The organism is Nocardia sp. NPDC059691, from assembly GCF_042733915.1.
In the GTDB taxonomy this organism is placed as follows: domain Bacteria; phylum Actinomycetota; class Actinomycetes; order Mycobacteriales; family Mycobacteriaceae; genus Nocardia; species Nocardia sichangensis.
This window is the reverse complement of the sequence record NZ_JBHWFB010000008.1, coordinates 94,064-111,279: the sequence shown is the minus strand read 5'-3', so window position 1 is coordinate 111,279 and position 17,216 is coordinate 94,064. Positions and strand designations below refer to the sequence as shown.

Sequence of the window (17,216 nt, the reverse complement as noted above, 5' to 3'; positions counted from 1 at the left end):
TTCGCGCTGTCAGCGCAGAATGCCCGCGTGTCGCGCTGCGCGCAGCCAGTCCGGGAACTCCCCGAGCAAACGGGCGTAGAGCTGCGCGTCGTCGACCTGATCGATGTCGTCGAGGGCGAAGAAACCCGCGTTGTCGACCGCCCGGTCGGGCAATTCGTCCAGAGCGCGCAGCAGACCGTAGTTGGCGCGACCGAGCCCGACGAACTGCCAGAAGGCGGGCAACCGCGCGGCTTCGCGCATGAGCGCCGTGATCTCGCGCTTCTTGGCGAAGCCGCCGTCGGTGAAGAACAACACGAGCGTGGGACGGCCACCAGGGCGCAACGAGTCGATGATGTCGCGCATGACCGGCAGTTCGTCGTTGCGGCCGCCGAGCCGGTCGTAATCGATGTCGCCGTGGGTTCCGCCGAGATGCAGATAGGTCCGTGCCCAGTCGTCACCGTGCTCGACGGTGATGTCGGGCAGCTTGGCGAACGAGAGGGCGTACAGGTACGCCTCCAGGGTGCCGTCGTCATCGAGCTGGGTGGCCACCGGAATCATCCGCTGCACGACGCGGTGCACCACCTGATCGCGGTACTGCCGTTGCATGCTGCCGGTCTTGTCGATGACCAGCACGACGCGGGCACGGATGCCGAAAGCGTTCCTGTCGATGAGGACCTTCGCGACCTCACGCTTGCGCAGGTCCAGTTTCGCGCGCTTTTCGAAGGAGAGCTTCGCCTCGCCGGGAACGGTGAACACGTCCGCCGCCGGGGCGAGATCAGGCACCGGCCGATCCGGAGAAGGAACGTTCGCACCGCTGGGTTCCTCGTCCACACTCACCCCGTGATCGGTGACCAGCGCGGCGAACCCACCCGCATAGCCTTGCCCGACCGCACGCACCTTCCACGCCCCATGGCGGCGGTACAGCTCGAGCGCGATCACCACGGATTCGCTGCTCAACCCTTCGATGCGGTACTCGTACAGAACGTTTCCCGCGGCGTCGGCGACCGTGACGACCGGCGGCGCGAACCGGCCGAAGGTCTGCGCCGGATCGTCGAGTGTGAGCACCGCACGCAACTGGGCGATGTCCGCGGGCAGATCACCCAGCGAAACCGACAGCGCTCCGGGCGTTCCCGCCGCCAGCGAGACACCGGGCGCGCTGGGCTGGTTGAAGAACACGAAATCCGCGTCGGATCGCACGCGCCCCACCTCGGTCACCAGTAGCGCCGACACATCGACCGCCGCCTCGGTGCGCACCGACACCAGTAGGTGAGCCAGGTCCAGCACACCGTTCTGCCCCTTGACCAATGCCGCGCCCATCGAAGCTCCCAGCCGTCGTCACTCCGCAATCGTCACCGGGATCAGGGTAAGGCCGGCCCGGGCCGGATGCGGAGTGTTCGCCGCGGCGATACCGGTTCACCCGCCGCCGAATTCGCTATCGCCGTCAGCGGATACCGGTGCCGCTCAGCGTGGCCATCGGCGGCCGATCGGCCGCGGGCGCCGCGCCCGGCACCGCATGCCAGCTCGAGCCGTCCGGGAGATACTGCGTCAGCGCGACGCCCGAATCGGGGATTCCGAACCGGTCGAGCAGCGTCGCGATCACCTGCCTGCTCATCTCGGCCAATTCGTGCAGCGGCCGATTGCGATGCACGCGGGCGCCGAGATCGACCTGCCCGATGGCGCCGGCCCCGTGCCTGCGCCAGGTGTCGATCAGGATGCCGATCTCGACGCCGTAGGCAGGTGCGAACGGCAACGACCGCAGCAGTTCCCGGGTGGCCGCGTACTCGCCGCCCAGCGGCTGGCGCAACTCGGCCAGCTCCGGCGCGAGCGCGGTGAGCAGCGGCCGGGCCACGAGTTGGGTGACGCGTCCGCCGCCGTCGGGAGCGTCGCCGAACGGGCGGCGGTAGAACCCTTTCACCAACCGCAGTCGGTCGTCGGACAGCAGTGGTGCGAGCAGCGACGGCACGAACCGCGGGTCGGGAGCGACGAGATCCGCGTCGACGAACACGATGAGATCACCGGACGCCACCGCCAGCGACCGCCACAGCACCTCCCCCTTGCCCGGACACGGCGGCACGGCGGGCAGCGCTTGCTCGCGGGAATAGACGGTCGCGCCCGCCGCTCGGGCACGGGCGGCGGTCCGGTCGGTGGAGCCGGAATCGAGCACGATCAGCTCGTCGACCAAGGTGCCGACCAGGTCACGGATCGAGGCCACCACATCCGCGACGGTGTCCTCCTCGTTCAGAGCGGGAACGACCACCGAGACGGTGCGGTGCCGCTTGCGTTCGAGTAGCTCGTCGTGCGACCACGCGCGGTCGTAGTGCACAACGCCGGTTGCCGTCACCGTGGCTCCCCGTTCCGCGACGGCAGCGCGAGACTGAGCACGACGAGCACCAGCGCGATCGCCGCGACCATCCACAGCACAGTGACGCAGGCGGCGAGGAAGGTGTGCGCGGCGGCGATCTGTCCGGCCACGTCGGCCCCCGCGCCGGGACAGGTGTGCGCGTCGAGGTGCGGGGTCGGCGAACGCAGCGCCGATTCGGCGCAGTCGGCGAACGACGTGACGACACCGTCGCGCTGGGCGGTCGTCGCCGGAGAGTTCGTCAGCGACGCCGCCAGAACGGCTTTCGCATGACCGACGCCGAGGTCGGTGTCGGCGTCGACCCGGCGGAAGAACAGCGCGCCGAGCACCGCCACGCCCAGCGAACTGCCGACCTGCTGCACGGTCGGCACCGTTCCGGACGCCGAACCGGTCGCCCGTTCCGCGACGCCCGCCATCATGGCCGCGGGCAGCGGCGCGGCGAACAGCCCCATCCCGGCTCCGGCGGCGAAGACCGGTACGGCGAGCCGCCCCAGATCGATCGCCGCGTCCTCGGGGTCGACGGTCAGCGCGATGACCCCGATGGCGACCGCGAACACCAGCACGCCGAGGGTGAGCCCGCGACTGCCGAGCCGCGCCACCAGGATCGGCGAGGCGAGCGCGCCACACGCGCCGCCGATCGCGAAGGGCAGCACCAGGATTCCGGTTCGCAAGGCGGTGAATCCCAGCCCGGATTGCGCCATCACCGACACGGTGAACAAGAACGCGGCGAAGATCCCGAAGAACAGCAGCGTGAGCACGGAGCCGACCGCGAAACCCCGGTCCGCGAAGAGATCGATCCGCAGCAGCGGGCTTTCCCCGGCCCGCAGCCGCCTGCGCTGATGCCAGACGAATACGACGAGCAGCCCGAGCCCGACGCCGAGCAGCCCGAACAGCTGCGGGGGCCAGTGTTGTTCCCGTCCGGCCGCGAGCGGATACAGCAGAGCGACCAGTCCGCTGCTCGCCAGCAGCGCGCCGGCGACATCCAGCCGTTCCCTGGTCGGGGGCCTGCCGACATGCAGATGCCGGTGCGCCAGCAGCAACCCCAGGACGCACAGCGGCACGTTCAGCAGGAAGATCGCGCGCCAGCCCAGGCCGAACGGATCGGAAGCGATGACCGCGCCGCCGAGCAACGGCCCCACGATGGCCGCCAGACCGGCGGCCGCGCCGTAGAACCCGAAGGCCAACGGCTGCTTGCCCTTCGGGAACACCGCGCTGATGATGGCGATGACCTGCGCGGACATCGCGGCGGCGGATAGGCCCTGGACAGCGCGCGCCGCGATCAGCTCGCCGGGCAGGTGGGCCAGGCCGCACCACACCGAGGCCATGGTAAACGCCGCCATGGCGCCGAGGAAGACGCGCCGCCGCCCGATCGACTCCCCGATCCGCGCGGCGGTCATCAGCGTGCCCGCGAAGGCCAGGCTGTAGCCCGCCACGACGAACACCTGCGCCGAACCGGGCGCCGCCAGGTCCTTGGCGATGCTCGGCAGCGCGGTGTTGACGATCGTCATGTCCAGCATCTGCATGAACACCGCGAGCAGGCACGCGCCCAGCGCGGCCCACTCCGCCGGGCCGACGACCACCGAAGGCGTGCCGGTGGCGATGCTCGCCCGCGTACTCATGGAAGGGCGCCGACCCGCACCGCGCGGTCGTCATTCGCGGCGACGTCGGCCACGATCGCCTGCATGGCGGTGACGTAGCGCCCGATCGCCTCGTGCGCCTGCGGCGTGTCGGGGAACAGCAGGCTGAGGGTGGTGACGTCGGTGAACCTGTTGATCCAGATGTAGACCTCGCGCGAACTGCCGCGGTTGGCGAACATGCCGCCGTCGATCTTGTCGAACATCTCGACGCCCGCCATCTTGCGAATGTCCAGGTAGGACAGCATGCGTGCGTTCCAACCCGGCCGAGTGCGGATACCGAGTTCGGGCGGCGCCAGTTGCAGTGCCCGGTGCAGGGACACGTCGGTCAGGTCTTTGCCCTGGTCATATGCCTGCTGCGCCGCGGCTACCACGTCCGCGAACGACTGCTCGGCGCCCACCGAGAAGGCCACCGGGATCAGATTCGTGTACCACCCCACCGAGGCGGCCTCGCCGTCGGTGCGGCGCGTGTTCACCGGCGTGAGACCGAAATACCAGTCGCCACCCGCCAATTCGATCTCCGCGAGCGCGGCCGCGGCGAACAGTCCGCCGGTGAACCGGCCGTCGTGCGCCCGGCAGGCCTCCTCGAAGCGCAGCGCACCCGGTTCGTCGATGAGGACGGTGGTCACCTGCGCGCCCCGGACGTGCTCGTCTCCGTCGACCCACAGGTCCACCGGGAAACCGGGCACGTCACCGCCGTTGCGCCGCAGCAGATCCAGCCAGACGGAGATCTGCGGTGAGTCGGCGGTCAGCTCGGCGCTGTGGCGGCGCTCGCGCTCGCAGTACGCGATGTGGCCGGTCACCGGCGCGGGAGTCAGGCTGCCGCCGGACAATTCGCTGCCGTAGAGCGTCAGCAGGTCCACGCACGACAGTGCCTGTGCCACACCGTCGGTGTGCAGGTGATCCACCGCCGCGTACATCGTGAACGACTCCGCGTGCTCGATGACGCCGAAACTGAAGCAGTCCCAGTCCAGCGGGCCGGGCGTCTCGGCGAAGACGTGCGCTCGGATGGTGTCGCTTTCGGTGTGGACGCCGTGTTCGGTCGGCGCCATCCGGATGTCCTCCGGGTCGAGTACCCGGCGCTCCACCCGGTCCTCCGGGGTGCGGACGAACCAGCTCCAGAACGTGTCGTGCCTGCGCAGGAAAGCGTCGACCGTGCGCGTGAGCGCGGCATGGTCCGGGACGCCGGGAATCGTGAACGCGAGCATGCACACCCGCGAAACGCGGAAACCCGCATCGGCATTGCGGTATGTGGTGCGCAGGTATTCCTCCTGCTGATGCGACGGCGGCGCCGGATGCGCCGGGGCACGGCGCGCCGCGGCGAGCGATTCCGGTGCCGCGCGCCAACTGGTGAGCTTTCCCGCGGCGGGATGCCATTCGTCGATGAAACCGAAATTGACCACAGGTGTTCTCGATTCGTGCCGGCGAGGAGAAATCCTCGGCTGAACCCCCATGAAAGTTAACGACTTCGATCATCCGACGACCATGGGTAGCACGGAATCTTGTGACCACCACCAGCAGACGGCGCGGGCGGGTCGTCGAGTTTCCCAAGAATGCCCGCGAGCGCTTGCCGGACAGCGTGACCGCGCCCTACTTTCGCCACCACTACGGTGCACGAAGCAGGTTCGGAGGTCTTGCGTGCGGGCACGAACGACAGGCAGGCCAGGCGCGATCATCACCTCGATCGCCGTCGCGCTCGCGCTCGCCGCTACACCGCTGTCACCGGCCTGGCCTGCGGCGACAGCGGAACCTACGGCCCGGCCACCGGACACGGTGACCGCGGATGACGCCCGAGTGGTCGGCATCGAGCCGGGCACCGGTCGGCTGACCGACGTGCGGATCCATTCCGCCGCGATGAGCACCACGATCCCGGTGAAAGTCATCCGCGCACCGGATAATTCGGCACCCGCGCCGACGCTGTATCTGCTCAACGGAGCCAGCGGCGGCTCGGAAGGAAGCAACTGGACCGATCGGACCGATATCGAGGATTTCTTCCGGGACAAACAAGTGAATGTCGTCGTGCCCATGGGCGGCGAAGGAAGTTATTTCGCGGATTGGCGGACGGACGATCCGGTGCTGGGCAGGCAACGCTGGACGACATTTCTCACCAGAGAACTGCCGCCGCTGATCGACGCCACTTTCGCCGGCAACGGCGCCAACGCCGTCGCCGGAATCTCCATGGCGGCCACCTCGGTATTCCAGCTCGCCCTCAAGGCACCCGGGCTCTATCGAGCCGTCGGCTCCTACAGCGGGTGCGTCCGCACCAGCGATCCGCAAGGCCAAGCCATGGTCGCCGCCGTCGTCACCCGCTGGCGCGGCAACGCCCTCAACATGTGGGGCCCGCCCACCGATCCCCGATGGGCCGCCAACGACCCGTACCTGCACGCGGATCGACTGCGCGGCACTGCCATCTACGTCTCCACCGGCACCGGAATGCCGGGACCGTTCGACCGGCCCGACGGGCCCGGCATCGACGGCAATCGCGACAAACTGGTCAGCCAGCTCGTCACCGGCGGCTTCCTGGAGGCGATCATCAACCAGTGCGCTCACGAGCTGAGCGATCGATTGCGCGCCTTGAACATCCCCGCGACGTTCGACTTCCGTCCCTCCGGCACGCACTCCTGGGGCTACTGGCAAGAGGACCTGCACAACTCGTGGCCGCTGATCGCCGCGGCGCTGGCGACCCCCGCCACCGGATAGCCGGGTGAGCGGGCCGCGTCACCGCGCGCGGGAAGATTCCGCGGCGCCGGTGATATTGCGCGCCATCCCGCCGAAGATGACCGCGTGGAACGGCGCGATGGATTTCCAGTACAGATGTCCGGCCAGTCCGTGCGGTTCGAACACCGCGCACTGGCGGTAGGTGGCGCCCGGACCGTCCGGCTCGACCGCGAGCTCGAGCCACGCCCGTCCCGGTACCCGCATCTCGGCGCGCAGGCGCAGCATCCGAGGTCGTTCGATCCGCTCCACCCGCCACCAATCCAACGCCTCCCCTTCGTGCAGCCGGTGTGGATCGCGGCGTCCACGGCCGAGACCGACGCCGCCGGCGAGCCGGTCGATCCAACCGCGCAGCGACCAGGCCAGCGGGAAGGAATACCAGCCGTGCTCGCCCCCGATAGCCTCGATCACCCGCCACAGCGTGGCGGGGTCGGCATCGGTGTGGCGTTCGCGCACGTCCCGGTACAGCGACCCGCCCGACCACGCCGGGTCGGTGGGCAGCGGGTCCGACGGCGCGCCCGGCGGATGGGCGTCCGACCACCTGGTCGGTACGTCCAGATCGCGAATCTTCTCCAGCGCCAACGCCACTGCTCTGCGGTAACCGGTCGGTCCGTCCGGTGGGTCCGGGATGAGGCCCGCGATCGCGTGGTCGCGGCAGACCACGTCGTTGATCAGCGACTCCATGAGCGGAACGGCGATCGCGCGCGGCACCGGGGTCACCAGATTCACCCACTGCGCCGACAACCACGGCGTCAGCACCGGCACCGGCACGATCAGCCGTCGCGGCAGCTGGGCCACTTCGGCGTAGGCGCGCATCATCTGCACGTAGGTCAGCACGTCCGGGCCGCCGATGTCGAACGCGCCGCCCGCGCCTTCGGGCAGCGTCGCCGCCCGCGTCAGGTAATACAGCACGTCACGCACCGCGATCGGCTGGATCCGGTTGCGCACCCAGCGCGGGGTGACCATCAGCGGCAGACGCTCGGTCAGATAGCGCAGCATTTCGAAACTGGCCGAACCGGAACCGATGATCACCGCGGCCCGCAGCACCAGGGCGGGTACCGCGCCCGCCTGCAAGATCTCGCCGACCTCGGTGCGGGAGGCCAGGTGCCGCGACAGCCGCTGCGCACCCGGGACGATGCCGCCCAAGTAGACGATCCTGGTCAGCCCCGCGTGCGCCGCCTCGGCCGCGACCAGCGTGGCGGCCTCCCGGTCCACCGTGTCGAAGTCGGCGCGGGTCAGCGAATGGACCAGGTAGTACAGCACCTCCTGCCCCGCCAGCGCGCCGCGCACGTCGGCGGCCGAGGTCACGTCGCCCGCCACCACTTCGACGCGATCGCGCCAGGGGGCCTCGGCGAGCTTGCCGGGTGTGCGTGCCAGCACGCGAACCGAATGACCCGCGCGCAGCAACTCCGGCACCAGTCGTCCGCCGATGTAGCCGGTCGCACCGAACACCACACACCGCACGGCAACCACCCTTCCGATGACCTGCTCAGGTGATGACCGGGGATGCCGGGGCCAAACAGCGACTCCAGTGCGCACAGGACCCGGAATCGACCGCGTCGCCTGATCACGAGTCCCGCTCGATCTCGTGGCGCGTGCCAGACTGGGCCGGTGAGCGAACGCAGCAAAAGCGACAAACCGGACGAACTCACGCCGCGTGATCGCGGTGATGTCATCGGTGTGGGCCTGCTGTGGCTGGCCAAGTGGGCAGTGTGCATCGTCGCGATCGCGGCGGGCGCGTGGGTGCTCGGCTTCCTGGTCGCCCGGCTGTGGGTGGTGATCCTGCCGGTGGCGCTGGCGATCGTGATCGCCACCGTGCTGTGGCCGCCGGTGCGCTGGCTCACCGCCCGCGGCTTGCCGCCCGCCGCGGCGGCCTCGCTCGCGGTGCTCGGTTTCCTCGGCGTGCTCGCCGGTGTCATCGCGCTGATCGTGCCCTCGGTGGTCGACCAGGTCCCGGAACTGGCCGACAAGGCGAGCGCGGGCGTCAACCAGGTGCGCGACTGGTTGCAGGGGCCGCCGTTGCGAATCCGCGAAGAGCAGTTGAATTCGGCGGTCGACGCCATCGTGTCCCGGTTGCAGTCGAGTTCCGCGCAGATCGCCACCGGCGTATTCAGCGGCGTGACCACTGCGACGTCGGCGCTGATCACCCTGTTCCTCGTGCTGGTACTGAGCTTCTTCTTCGTCAAGGACGGGCCGCGCTTCCTGCCCTGGCTGCACAGCGTCTCCGGCAGCCGCGGCGGCAGGCACCTGGAAGAGGTGCTCAGCCGGATCTGGGTCGTGCTCGGCGGGTTCATCCGGACCCAGGCGCTGGTCAGCCTGGTCGACGCGGTGCTCATCGGCGCCGGTCTGGTCATCCTCGGGGTACCGCTGGCGCTGGTGCTCGCGGTGATCACCTTCCTCGGCGGATTCGTGCCGATGGTCGGCGCGTTCGTCGCGGGCGCCCTCGCGGTGCTGGTCGCGCTGGTGGGCAACGGCTTCGTCACCGCGCTGATCGTGCTCGGCATCGTCGTGGCCGTGCAGCAACTGGAGGGCAACGTGCTGCAACCGGTGTTGCAGAGTCGCAGCATGCAGTTGCACGCGGTCATCGTGCTGCTCGCGGTCACCGCGGGCGGCTCGCTCTACGGGATCGTCGGCGCGTTCCTGGCCGTGCCGGTCGTCGCGATCGCCGCGGTGGTCCTGCGTTACCTCGGCGAGCAGATCGACGCGGCCACCGCGCCACCGCAGGAACCGGAGAGCGAACCCGCGGACTGACGCAGCACCGCGCACCATCCTTGCACTCAGTCCGAATGTAACTATCGCCGTCGCCCCCTGCGGTTTCTAGCGTCAGTGGACATGACAACTGATGTGGGCACCCCGCTCAACGACATCGCCGACGCGACGGCGAAGGCGGTGGCCGACGACCCGGCGAACGCGCTGGTGGTGTTCCGTGCCTCCGGGACTCCGGAAGGGACAGTGGGCAGCGCGATCACGCTCGGTAAGCACACCGTGCGCGTGGACGAACCACCCGCGCTCGGCGGCGCGGACACCGCGCCCAATCCGGTCGAGGTGTACCTGGCGTCGCTCATCGCCTGTCAGGTGGTGACCTATCGGTTCTGGGCCCAGCGCCTCGGCATCACGATCGGCGAACTGGCGGTGAGCGCCGAAGGCGATCTCGACGTGCGCGGGTTCTTCGGCTTGGATGAGAACGTTCGCCCCGGCTTCCAGGCGGTGCGGGTGACCGTCCGCCTCAGCGGGCCCGAGACCGAGCAGCGCTATGCCGAACTCCAGCAGGCCGTCGACGCGCACTGCCCCGTACTGGATCTCACGACCGGGCGCACTCCGGTCGACACCAGGCTGATCACCGATTAGCCGCCGTCCCAACCAGCTCGATCACTCACCAGAAGGAGGACCTTCCCGATGACCGAACCCGACCTGTCGCAGGACTGGAGCTTCGAGACGAAGCAGATCCACGTCGGACAGATTCCGGACGGCACGACCAACGCCCGCGCCCTGCCGATCTACCAGACCACCTCCTACACCTTCCGCGACACCGCGCACGCGGCGGCGCTGTTCGGTCTGGCCGAGCCCGGCAACATCTACACCCGGATCATGAACCCGACCCAGGACGCGGTGGAGCAGCGCATCGCCGCCCTGGAAGGCGGCGTGGCCGCTCTGCTGCTGGCCTCCGGACAGGCCGCGGAGACCTTCGCGATCCTCAACATCGCCGGAGCGGGCGACCACATCGTGTCCAGCCCCCGACTCTACGGCGGCACCTACAACCTCTTCCACTACTCGCTGCCCAAGCTCGGCATCGAGGTCTCGTTCGTCGACGACCCCGACGACCTCGAGCAGTGGAAAGCCGCCATCCGCCCGAACACCAAGGCGCTGTACGGCGAAACGATCTCCAACCCGCAGAACCACATCCTCGACATCCCGGGGATCGCGGGCGTCGCCCACGACAACGGTGTGCCGTTGATCGTGGACAACACCGTCGCCACGCCGTACCTGATCCAGCCGCTGGCCCATGGCGCCGACATCGTCGTGCACTCGGCCACCAAGTACCTCGGCGGACACGGCGCGGCCATCGCGGGCGTGATCGTGGACGGCGGCAAGTTCGACTGGACCGGCGGCCGCTTCCCCGGCTTCACCGAACCCGACCCGAGCTACCACGGTGTCGTGTACGCCGAACTCGGCGCGCCCGCCTACGCGCTGAAGGCGCGCGTGCAACTGCTGCGCGACCTCGGCTCGGCGGTCTCGCCGTTCAACGCGTTCCTGATCAGCCAGGGCCTGGAGACGCTGAGCCTGCGGGTGGAGCGGCACGTGCAGAACGCGCAGGCGGTGGCCGAATTCCTCACCACCCGTTCGGAAGTCACCTCGGTGTCCTACGCGGGCCTGCCGTCGTCGCCGTGGTACGAGCGGGGCCGCGCCCTCGCCCCGAAGGGCGCCGGCGCGGTGATCGGCTTCGAGCTGGCGGGCGGCGTGGACGCGGGCAAGCGGTTCGTCGAGGCGCTGCGCCTGCACAGCCACGTCGCCAACATCGGCGACGTCCGCTCGCTGGTGATCCACCCGGCCTCCACCACCCACTCGCAGCTGACGCCGGAAGAGCAGCTGGCCGCCGGCGTCACCCCCGGCCTGGTCCGGCTCGCGGTCGGCATCGAGGGAATCGACGACATCCTCGCCGACCTGCGCGCCGGATTCGACGCGGCATCCTGACGCGTTGTCCCCGCCGGGTCTGCCCGGCGGGGATCGGGTGGTCAACTCCTCCCGCACGGGAGCCGCACCCCCGCCTTGGGCGCGCTGCTAACCGCGAAAAACATTGCGCGCAAACTCGCTGGAGTCCGCGAACGCAGCCCCTCCTCAGCACCCCGTACACGGTCACCGTACATGCCCAGGACCAGTAGCCAGACTGCTTCAACGTGCTCGATACCCGAGTGTCGATGTCACTGCGGGGCGCTTCGACCGCTTTGTCGGATGCCTGGGCCGCTTCGCGGAAGTTGGCCGCGAAGAAGCGCATCCGCTCCGAGGTGAGGTAGCCGTCGCGGAGTGTCGTGCTGACCAGTTCGCCGACCACCTCGAACGCCCCCACATGACGGGGATCGGATGGGCTCTTGATCAGGCCGCTGCGTGGCTCGGAGCCCGCACAGCGGGGCAAGGCCCCGTTTCGGGGGTAGTTTCCCTGATTTCGGTTGAAGAAAACCGGCAGTCGCGCAGTCGCGATCGGTTGACCACAGCGACAGGACTATTCGGCGCTGTCACGCGGATTCGATTGGCAGGGGCGCGTTTCGCCGCAATGGAAAATAATTCGAACTTCCGCGCATCCGTGGGGCTTTCTGAATCGAACTAGAAGGGTAGGTACATGTCCTCTTCAGAATGAGGTGGGTAAGTCCATGGGCATAGCAGTACCCGAAATCGAAACTCCAGCACACCCGTTCTTCCGCCGCGCCGCCACTCTGGTCGTCGCGGGCGCCATTCCGTTGTCCTTGGTCGGCGCCGCCGCGACCGCCACCGCCGACCCGCTGTTGCCGCAGATCTCCGTCCAGATCCCGTTCGCCCCGGCGCCCGGCCCTGGCCTCATCACCCCGGCGGCCGATCCCGCGGACCCCGGAGCCTTTCCGCCCGAGGCTTTTCCGCCCGCGCCCCCGGTTTCCGCGGGCCGCAACGACCTGAGCGTCAACCGGCCGATGCCGGATCCGAACCTGCTCGCGCCGGTCGAGCCGCAGCGGCTGCACCTGCCCAACCCCGCCGCCCCGGCTCCCGCGGTCGCGCCGATCGAGGCGCCGCCCGGCACGCTGCGCGTGGGTTCGGTGGTGATCGGCCGCCCGGATTTCATGACTCCCGAGCAGGGCAAGATGTTCAACGACGCGATCGCGGGCCCGGAAGCAGGCATCGCGCAGACCCTGGATTCGGCGGGCTTCGATCCGTCGCGTTCCGATCGCATCGCCGCCGACCTGATCGGCTCCACCGCCATCGGCGCCTCGGCGGGCAGCATGGTGGCCGCGCCGGTCGCCTCGATCGGAGCGGTCATCGGCGCCATCTGCGGCGCCATCGCGGGCCTGCCGATGTTCCCGACCGGGACGGTGGCCGTCATGGCCTTCGGCGCCGCCATCGGTTATGGATTCGTCGCCTCGCCTGCCATCGCCGTCGGTGCGGCCCTCGGCGCGGGTGTCGGTGTGCTGCAAGGCCTTCTGACGCCGCCCACGGTTCCGGCCGCGTAATTCCCGGCGCGCCGGAGACCGCACGCAGTATGCGGATTCGGCGGCGATTTCGAATACGCACGATTCCGCGAAGACCCGGTTTTCCGCCGGGTCTTCTGCTTTTACGCGGAATGGCCGATGTTTGGCCGCCCGATTACGGGCTACTGCGAAGAAGACCGGCTGAAGATGGCCGGCCGGTCGCTTCAAAAGGAGGTTGTGACATGAGCACAGTCGACAAGGCGAAGAACAAGACCGATAAAATCGCTGGTCAGGCCAAGGAAAAGCTGGGCGAGGCCAAGGGTGACCGGGGGAAGCGCGACGAAGGCCGCACCGACCAGATCAAGTCCGATCTGAAGGACGCGGGCGAGAAGGTCAAAGACGCTTTCCGGCACTGACCGCCGCTTGTGCGCTGCCGGACGCAGTCCGTCCCGGGCGGCGCGCGGCCGGACATAACGCGGGAAAACTACCCGCACGGCGTTGCGAAAGCATAGCTAGGTAGGGCGCAGGCGGATGGCCGCAGCGAGCGGTCATCCGCCTCCCTTTCGAAGCAACTGGTCCAACCAGTTGACCTGTTGACCGCAGTGCGCGACACTCGGGGCATGGAATTCGCCGCGGTCGCCCGCACCGCCGTCTCCGATGTGGTCTTCGGTCAGATCATCGACGCGATCCTGAGCGGCCGGCTCGCCCCCGAGGCGTCGCTCCCCTCCGAGCGCGAGCTGGCCGAGATGTTCCAGGTGAATCGCCACGCCGTCCGCGAAGCGCTCAAGCGCGTACAGCAGAGCGGGCTGGTCCGCGTCACGCCCGGCGGCAAGACCCGGGTTCTCGACTGGCGCTCGCACGCGGGCCTGGACATCCTGACCGCGCTCACTCGCTCCGGCGCGGTACCGGCCAGACGGATCCTGCACGACATCGCGGTGATGCGGCGTTCGGTCGCCGCCGACGCGGCCCGGTTGTGCGCCGAGCACGCCGACGCCGACCAACTGGCGACGGTGCAACGCGCCGCCGCGGCCTATCCGGACGCCACCGCCCCGTTCGGCGCCGTGGTCGATGCCGATCTGGCGTTCTGGGTGGCGATCCTGGACGGCTCCGGCAATCTCGCCTACCGGCTGGCGTTGAACACCCTGGTCTCCGGCTATTTCGGGATCGGTATGGAAGTCGTCGCCGAACTGGGCCTGAACAAGGAATACATCGATCCCGGCGCCCATCGCGCGCTCGCGGAACACATTGCCCGCCGCGATTCGGCCGCGGCCTACGACTCCGCCTACGCCCTGCTCACCCGCCTGGTGGACGCCCAAGCAGCACCGAAAGATTGACCCATTGTTCGACCTGATCGCCCACGCCATACCGGTTTTCGTGCTCTGCCTTGCCCTCGAAGCGGCCTCCTTCCACCTGCTGCCCGACGACGACCAACTCGGCTACCAGTTCCGCGACGCGCGCACCAGCGTGCTCATGGGTCTGGGGAACGTGGTGGTGAACCTCGGCTGGAAACTCGCGGTCGTCGCGGTGTACGCCGCGGCGTACCTGGCCGCTCCTGTCCATCTCCCGGCGGACCATCCGCTGACCTGGGTCGCGCTGTTCTTCGCCGACGAGATCGCCTACTACTGGTACCACCGCACGCACCACACGGTGCGCGTGTTCTGGGCCAGCCACGTGGTGCACCACTCCAGCGAGTTCTACAACCTCTCCACCGCGCTGCGCCAGCCGTGGACCCCGTTCAGCTCGCTGCCCTATTGGTTGCCGCTGGCGCTGGCCGGTTTCCCGCCCTGGATGATCCTGCTGCAACAGTCGGTCAGCCTCGTCTACCAGTTCTTCATCCACACCGAGCGGGTCGCGAGGCTGTGGCGTCCCGTGGAATTCGTGTTCAACACCCCGTCCCATCACCGGGTGCACCACGGCTCCAACGATCGATACCTGGACAAGAACTACGGCGGCATCCTGATCATCTGGGATCGGCTGTTCGGCACCTTCGAGCCGGAGGACGAACGCGTCCGCTACGGGCTGACGAAGAGCATCGAGACGTTCAATCCGGCGAAGGTCGCCACCCACGAGTTCGCCTCGATCTGGCGGGACCTGCGCAGCGCACCTTCGTGGCGCGCCCGCGGCGGCTACCTGTTCCGCGGCCCGGGCTGGACGCCCGCCGACTGATCCGCGCCACCGCGCCCGTCGCCCTCTTCCTCGACGAGCCGCAGCTCGCTCGGCCACCAGATCTTGCGCCCGATCAGGCTGAACAGCGCGGGGATCACGACCGTGCGCACGACGAACGTGTCGAGCAGGATGCCGAGGCCTACCACGATGCCGACCTGAGTCAGGGTGATCAGCGGGAGCACGCCGAGCACGCAGAACACCGCCGCGAGCACGATGCCCGCACTGGTGATCACCGCGCCGGTCACCGACACCGCCCGCACCATGCCATGCGTGGTGCCGTGCCCAGGAGTCTCCTCGCGGGCCCTGGTCACCAAAAAGATCGTGTAGTCGACGCCGAGCGCGACCAGGAACAGGAACGCGAACAGCGGCACGCTGATGTCCAGCGCCGGGAACCCGAACACGTGCTCGCTCATCCAGCTGCCCAGCCCGAGCGCCGCCAGCGCGCTCAACACCGTGACCGCGACGAGCAGCAGCGCGGCAGGCACCGCGCGCAGCAGCACCAGCAGCACCACCAGCACGACGACCAGGATCAGCGGAATGATCAGCTTGCGGTCGCGACTCGCGGCCGTCTGGACGTCCAGCGCCTGGGCATCGGCGCCGCCGACGATCGCGTCGGCGCCCGGCACCTGGGCCACCGACGCGCGCAGCGCCTCGATCGTGTCGAAGGCACGTGCGGAAGACGGCGGCGCGTCGATCACCACGGCCCACCGGGTCTGCCCGGTCGGCGAGGTGCCGGTCTGCCAGGTCATCACCACGCCCTCGGTGCGGTGGAACGCCGCGTCGACCTCCACCACCGCGTCGCTGCGCGCGAGGACGATCGCGGGATCGGAAGCGCCGGAGGGGAAATGCCGAGCGAGGGCGTCGAATCCCTCCACCGACTCCGCGCGAACCCGGAACTGCTCGGTCTGCGACAGGCCCACCTGCGTCGACAGCAATCCGGTCGCGCAGATGGCCAGCGCCACGAGCGCGGTTCCGGCGACCACCGCGGGCCTGCGCACCACCCACGCGGCGACCGCGTGCCAGACTCCCTCGTTCGCGGTGTCGCGATCGTCGGCCTCCGGCACGAACGGCCAGAACACGTTGCGTCCGCACAACGCGAGCGCGGCGGGCAGCGCGAGCAGGACGAACACCACCGCGACCAGCAATCCCAGCGCGGCCATCACACCGAGACTGCGCGTGCTGGGCACGGAGGCGAGCACCAGCACGAGCAGGGCGACGACCACCGTGATGTTGCTGGCCAGGATCGCGGGCCCGGCGCGCCGCACCGCGTGTCGCAATGCCGTTCGGTGGTCGGCTTCCCGATGCAGTTCGTCCCGATAACGCGACACCAGTAGCAGCGCGTAGTTGGTGCCCGCACCGAACACCAGCACACTCGTGACACCGGAGGTCGAGCCGTCGAAGGTCAGGGCGGTCACACGCGCCAGCGCGGTTCCGGCGCCGGTGGCCACCCGATCGGCCGCGCCGACCACCGCGAGCGGCACCAGCCACAGCACCGGGGAGCGGTACGTCGCGATCAGCAGCACGGCGACGACCATCGCGGTCACCGCCAGCAGGGTGACGTTGGCGCCGGAGAACGAGTCGGCGATATCGGCGCCGAACGCCGGACCGCCGGTGACCTGCAGGACGAGTCCGTCGGGCAGGCCCTCCCGCGCGACGGCACGGATGTCCCCGATCCGGTCGGTCAGCGGGAATCCGCTCAGGGCGGCGTCCACGGGCACTTGCCCGATCGCCGCTTTCCGGTCCGGCGAAGCGAGCAGGTCGCTCGGGCCGGGTGTCCGTCCCGACGCGCGGGCCACCGCCGCCACGGTGGCGTTGCGGTCGTCCTCGGTCAGCTCGCCGTCATCGGCGCGCGTGACCACGATGATCGCGGCGGCCGACCCCGCGTCCGGGAACTCCTCGAGCGCCTGTTCGACTCGCGCCGATTCGGCGGAGGCCGGTAGCGCGGTAGGGGCCTGCCCGGCGGACTCGTTCTCGCCCACCGCGCCGATCAGGCCGACGGAGGCCGCGGCGAGCACCACGAGCAGCACCCACGAGGTCCGGGCGGTCACCACCGACGCATAGCGATCCCAAGCGCTCACCCCGCCAACTCTCTCAGAAACCGAGCCGCGATGGCCGAACTGCCCGACGCGGACCCGCGCGCCGCGCACCGCCTGCTGGTCGCCGTCGTCCACGCGATGCGCGACCATCACCACGGGCTGACCGGCGAGTGAA

Annotated in this window: 14 protein-coding genes; 8 read left to right on the top strand and 6 right to left on the bottom strand. The window is 69.3% G+C overall.

The features are described 5' to 3' along the window. Window positions 1-9: 9 nt before the first annotated feature. The 4 genes from ACFV2O_RS19050 to ACFV2O_RS19035 form a co-directional block, all read right to left on the bottom strand. Complete coding sequence (locus ACFV2O_RS19050) at window positions 10-1,296, bottom strand: VWA domain-containing protein (protein ID WP_379252945.1); 1,287 nt, start codon at window positions 1,294-1,296, stop codon at window positions 10-12. A gap of 124 nt (window positions 1,297-1,420) precedes the next feature. After that, complete coding sequence (locus ACFV2O_RS19045; protein ID WP_379252944.1) at window positions 1,421-2,320, bottom strand: glucosyl-3-phosphoglycerate synthase; 900 nt, start codon at window positions 2,318-2,320, stop codon at window positions 1,421-1,423. Beyond that, window positions 2,317-3,957 carry an MFS transporter gene (locus ACFV2O_RS19040; RefSeq protein WP_379252943.1) on the bottom strand — a complete coding sequence of 547 codons (1,641 nt, stop codon included), beginning with the start codon at window positions 3,955-3,957 and terminating at the stop codon, window positions 2,317-2,319. The genes ACFV2O_RS19045 and ACFV2O_RS19040 overlap by 4 nt, the downstream gene beginning before the upstream one ends. Then, complete coding sequence (locus ACFV2O_RS19035) at window positions 3,954-5,375, bottom strand: condensation domain-containing protein (protein WP_379252942.1); 1,422 nt, start codon at window positions 5,373-5,375, stop codon at window positions 3,954-3,956. The genes ACFV2O_RS19040 and ACFV2O_RS19035 overlap by 4 nt, the downstream gene beginning before the upstream one ends. 235 nt (window positions 5,376-5,610) lie before the next feature. On the opposite strand from ACFV2O_RS19035, the gene ACFV2O_RS19030 reads away from it, so the two are divergent. Then, window positions 5,611-6,672 carry an alpha/beta hydrolase gene (locus tag ACFV2O_RS19030; protein ID WP_379252941.1) on the top strand — a complete coding sequence of 354 codons (1,062 nt, stop codon included), beginning with the start codon at window positions 5,611-5,613 and terminating at the stop codon, window positions 6,670-6,672. A gap of 18 nt (window positions 6,673-6,690) precedes the next feature. Here ACFV2O_RS19030 and ACFV2O_RS19025 read toward each other — a convergent pair whose 3' ends face one another. Next, window positions 6,691-8,151: an SDR family oxidoreductase gene (locus tag ACFV2O_RS19025; protein WP_379252940.1), complete on the bottom strand. Its 1,461-nt coding sequence runs from the start codon at window positions 8,149-8,151 to the stop codon at window positions 6,691-6,693. A 147-nt stretch (window positions 8,152-8,298) separates the two neighbouring features. On the opposite strand from ACFV2O_RS19025, the gene ACFV2O_RS19020 reads away from it, so the two are divergent. The 7 genes from ACFV2O_RS19020 to ACFV2O_RS18990 all read left to right on the top strand — a co-directional run bounded on the left by ACFV2O_RS19020 (window position 8,299) and on the right by ACFV2O_RS18990 (window position 15,005). Beyond that, the gene (locus ACFV2O_RS19020) at window positions 8,299-9,438 is read left to right on the top strand and encodes an AI-2E family transporter (RefSeq protein WP_379252939.1); all 1,140 of its coding nucleotides are present in this window, start codon (window positions 8,299-8,301) and stop codon (window positions 9,436-9,438) included. 81 nt (window positions 9,439-9,519) lie between these two features. Continuing rightward, complete coding sequence (locus tag ACFV2O_RS19015) at window positions 9,520-10,035, top strand: OsmC family protein (protein ID WP_379252938.1); 516 nt, start codon at window positions 9,520-9,522, stop codon at window positions 10,033-10,035. A 48-nt stretch (window positions 10,036-10,083) separates the two neighbouring features. Continuing rightward, window positions 10,084-11,379: a bifunctional o-acetylhomoserine/o-acetylserine sulfhydrylase gene (locus ACFV2O_RS19010; RefSeq protein WP_379252937.1), complete on the top strand. Its 1,296-nt coding sequence runs from the start codon at window positions 10,084-10,086 to the stop codon at window positions 11,377-11,379. A 674-nt stretch (window positions 11,380-12,053) separates the two neighbouring features. Beyond that, window positions 12,054-12,881 carry a hypothetical protein gene (locus tag ACFV2O_RS19005; RefSeq protein WP_379252936.1) on the top strand — a complete coding sequence of 276 codons (828 nt, stop codon included), beginning with the start codon at window positions 12,054-12,056 and terminating at the stop codon, window positions 12,879-12,881. Window positions 12,882-13,081: 200 nt separating this feature from the next. Then, window positions 13,082-13,255 carry a CsbD family protein gene (locus ACFV2O_RS19000; protein ID WP_379252935.1) on the top strand — a complete coding sequence of 58 codons (174 nt, stop codon included), beginning with the start codon at window positions 13,082-13,084 and terminating at the stop codon, window positions 13,253-13,255. Between the two features lie 204 nt (window positions 13,256-13,459). Beyond that, window positions 13,460-14,173, top strand: coding sequence for a FadR/GntR family transcriptional regulator (locus ACFV2O_RS18995; protein WP_379252934.1), 714 nt, complete (start codon window positions 13,460-13,462; stop codon window positions 14,171-14,173). Window positions 14,174-14,177: 4 nt separating this feature from the next. Beyond that, window positions 14,178-15,005, top strand: coding sequence for a sterol desaturase family protein (locus tag ACFV2O_RS18990; RefSeq protein ID WP_379252933.1), 828 nt, complete (start codon window positions 14,178-14,180; stop codon window positions 15,003-15,005). Here the strand turns inward: ACFV2O_RS18990 and ACFV2O_RS18985 are convergent. Continuing rightward, the gene (locus ACFV2O_RS18985; protein WP_379252932.1) at window positions 14,966-17,083 is read right to left on the bottom strand and encodes an MMPL family transporter; all 2,118 of its coding nucleotides are present in this window, start codon (window positions 17,081-17,083) and stop codon (window positions 14,966-14,968) included. The genes ACFV2O_RS18990 and ACFV2O_RS18985 overlap by 40 nt on opposite strands. Between the last annotated feature and the right edge of the window lie 133 nt (window positions 17,084-17,216).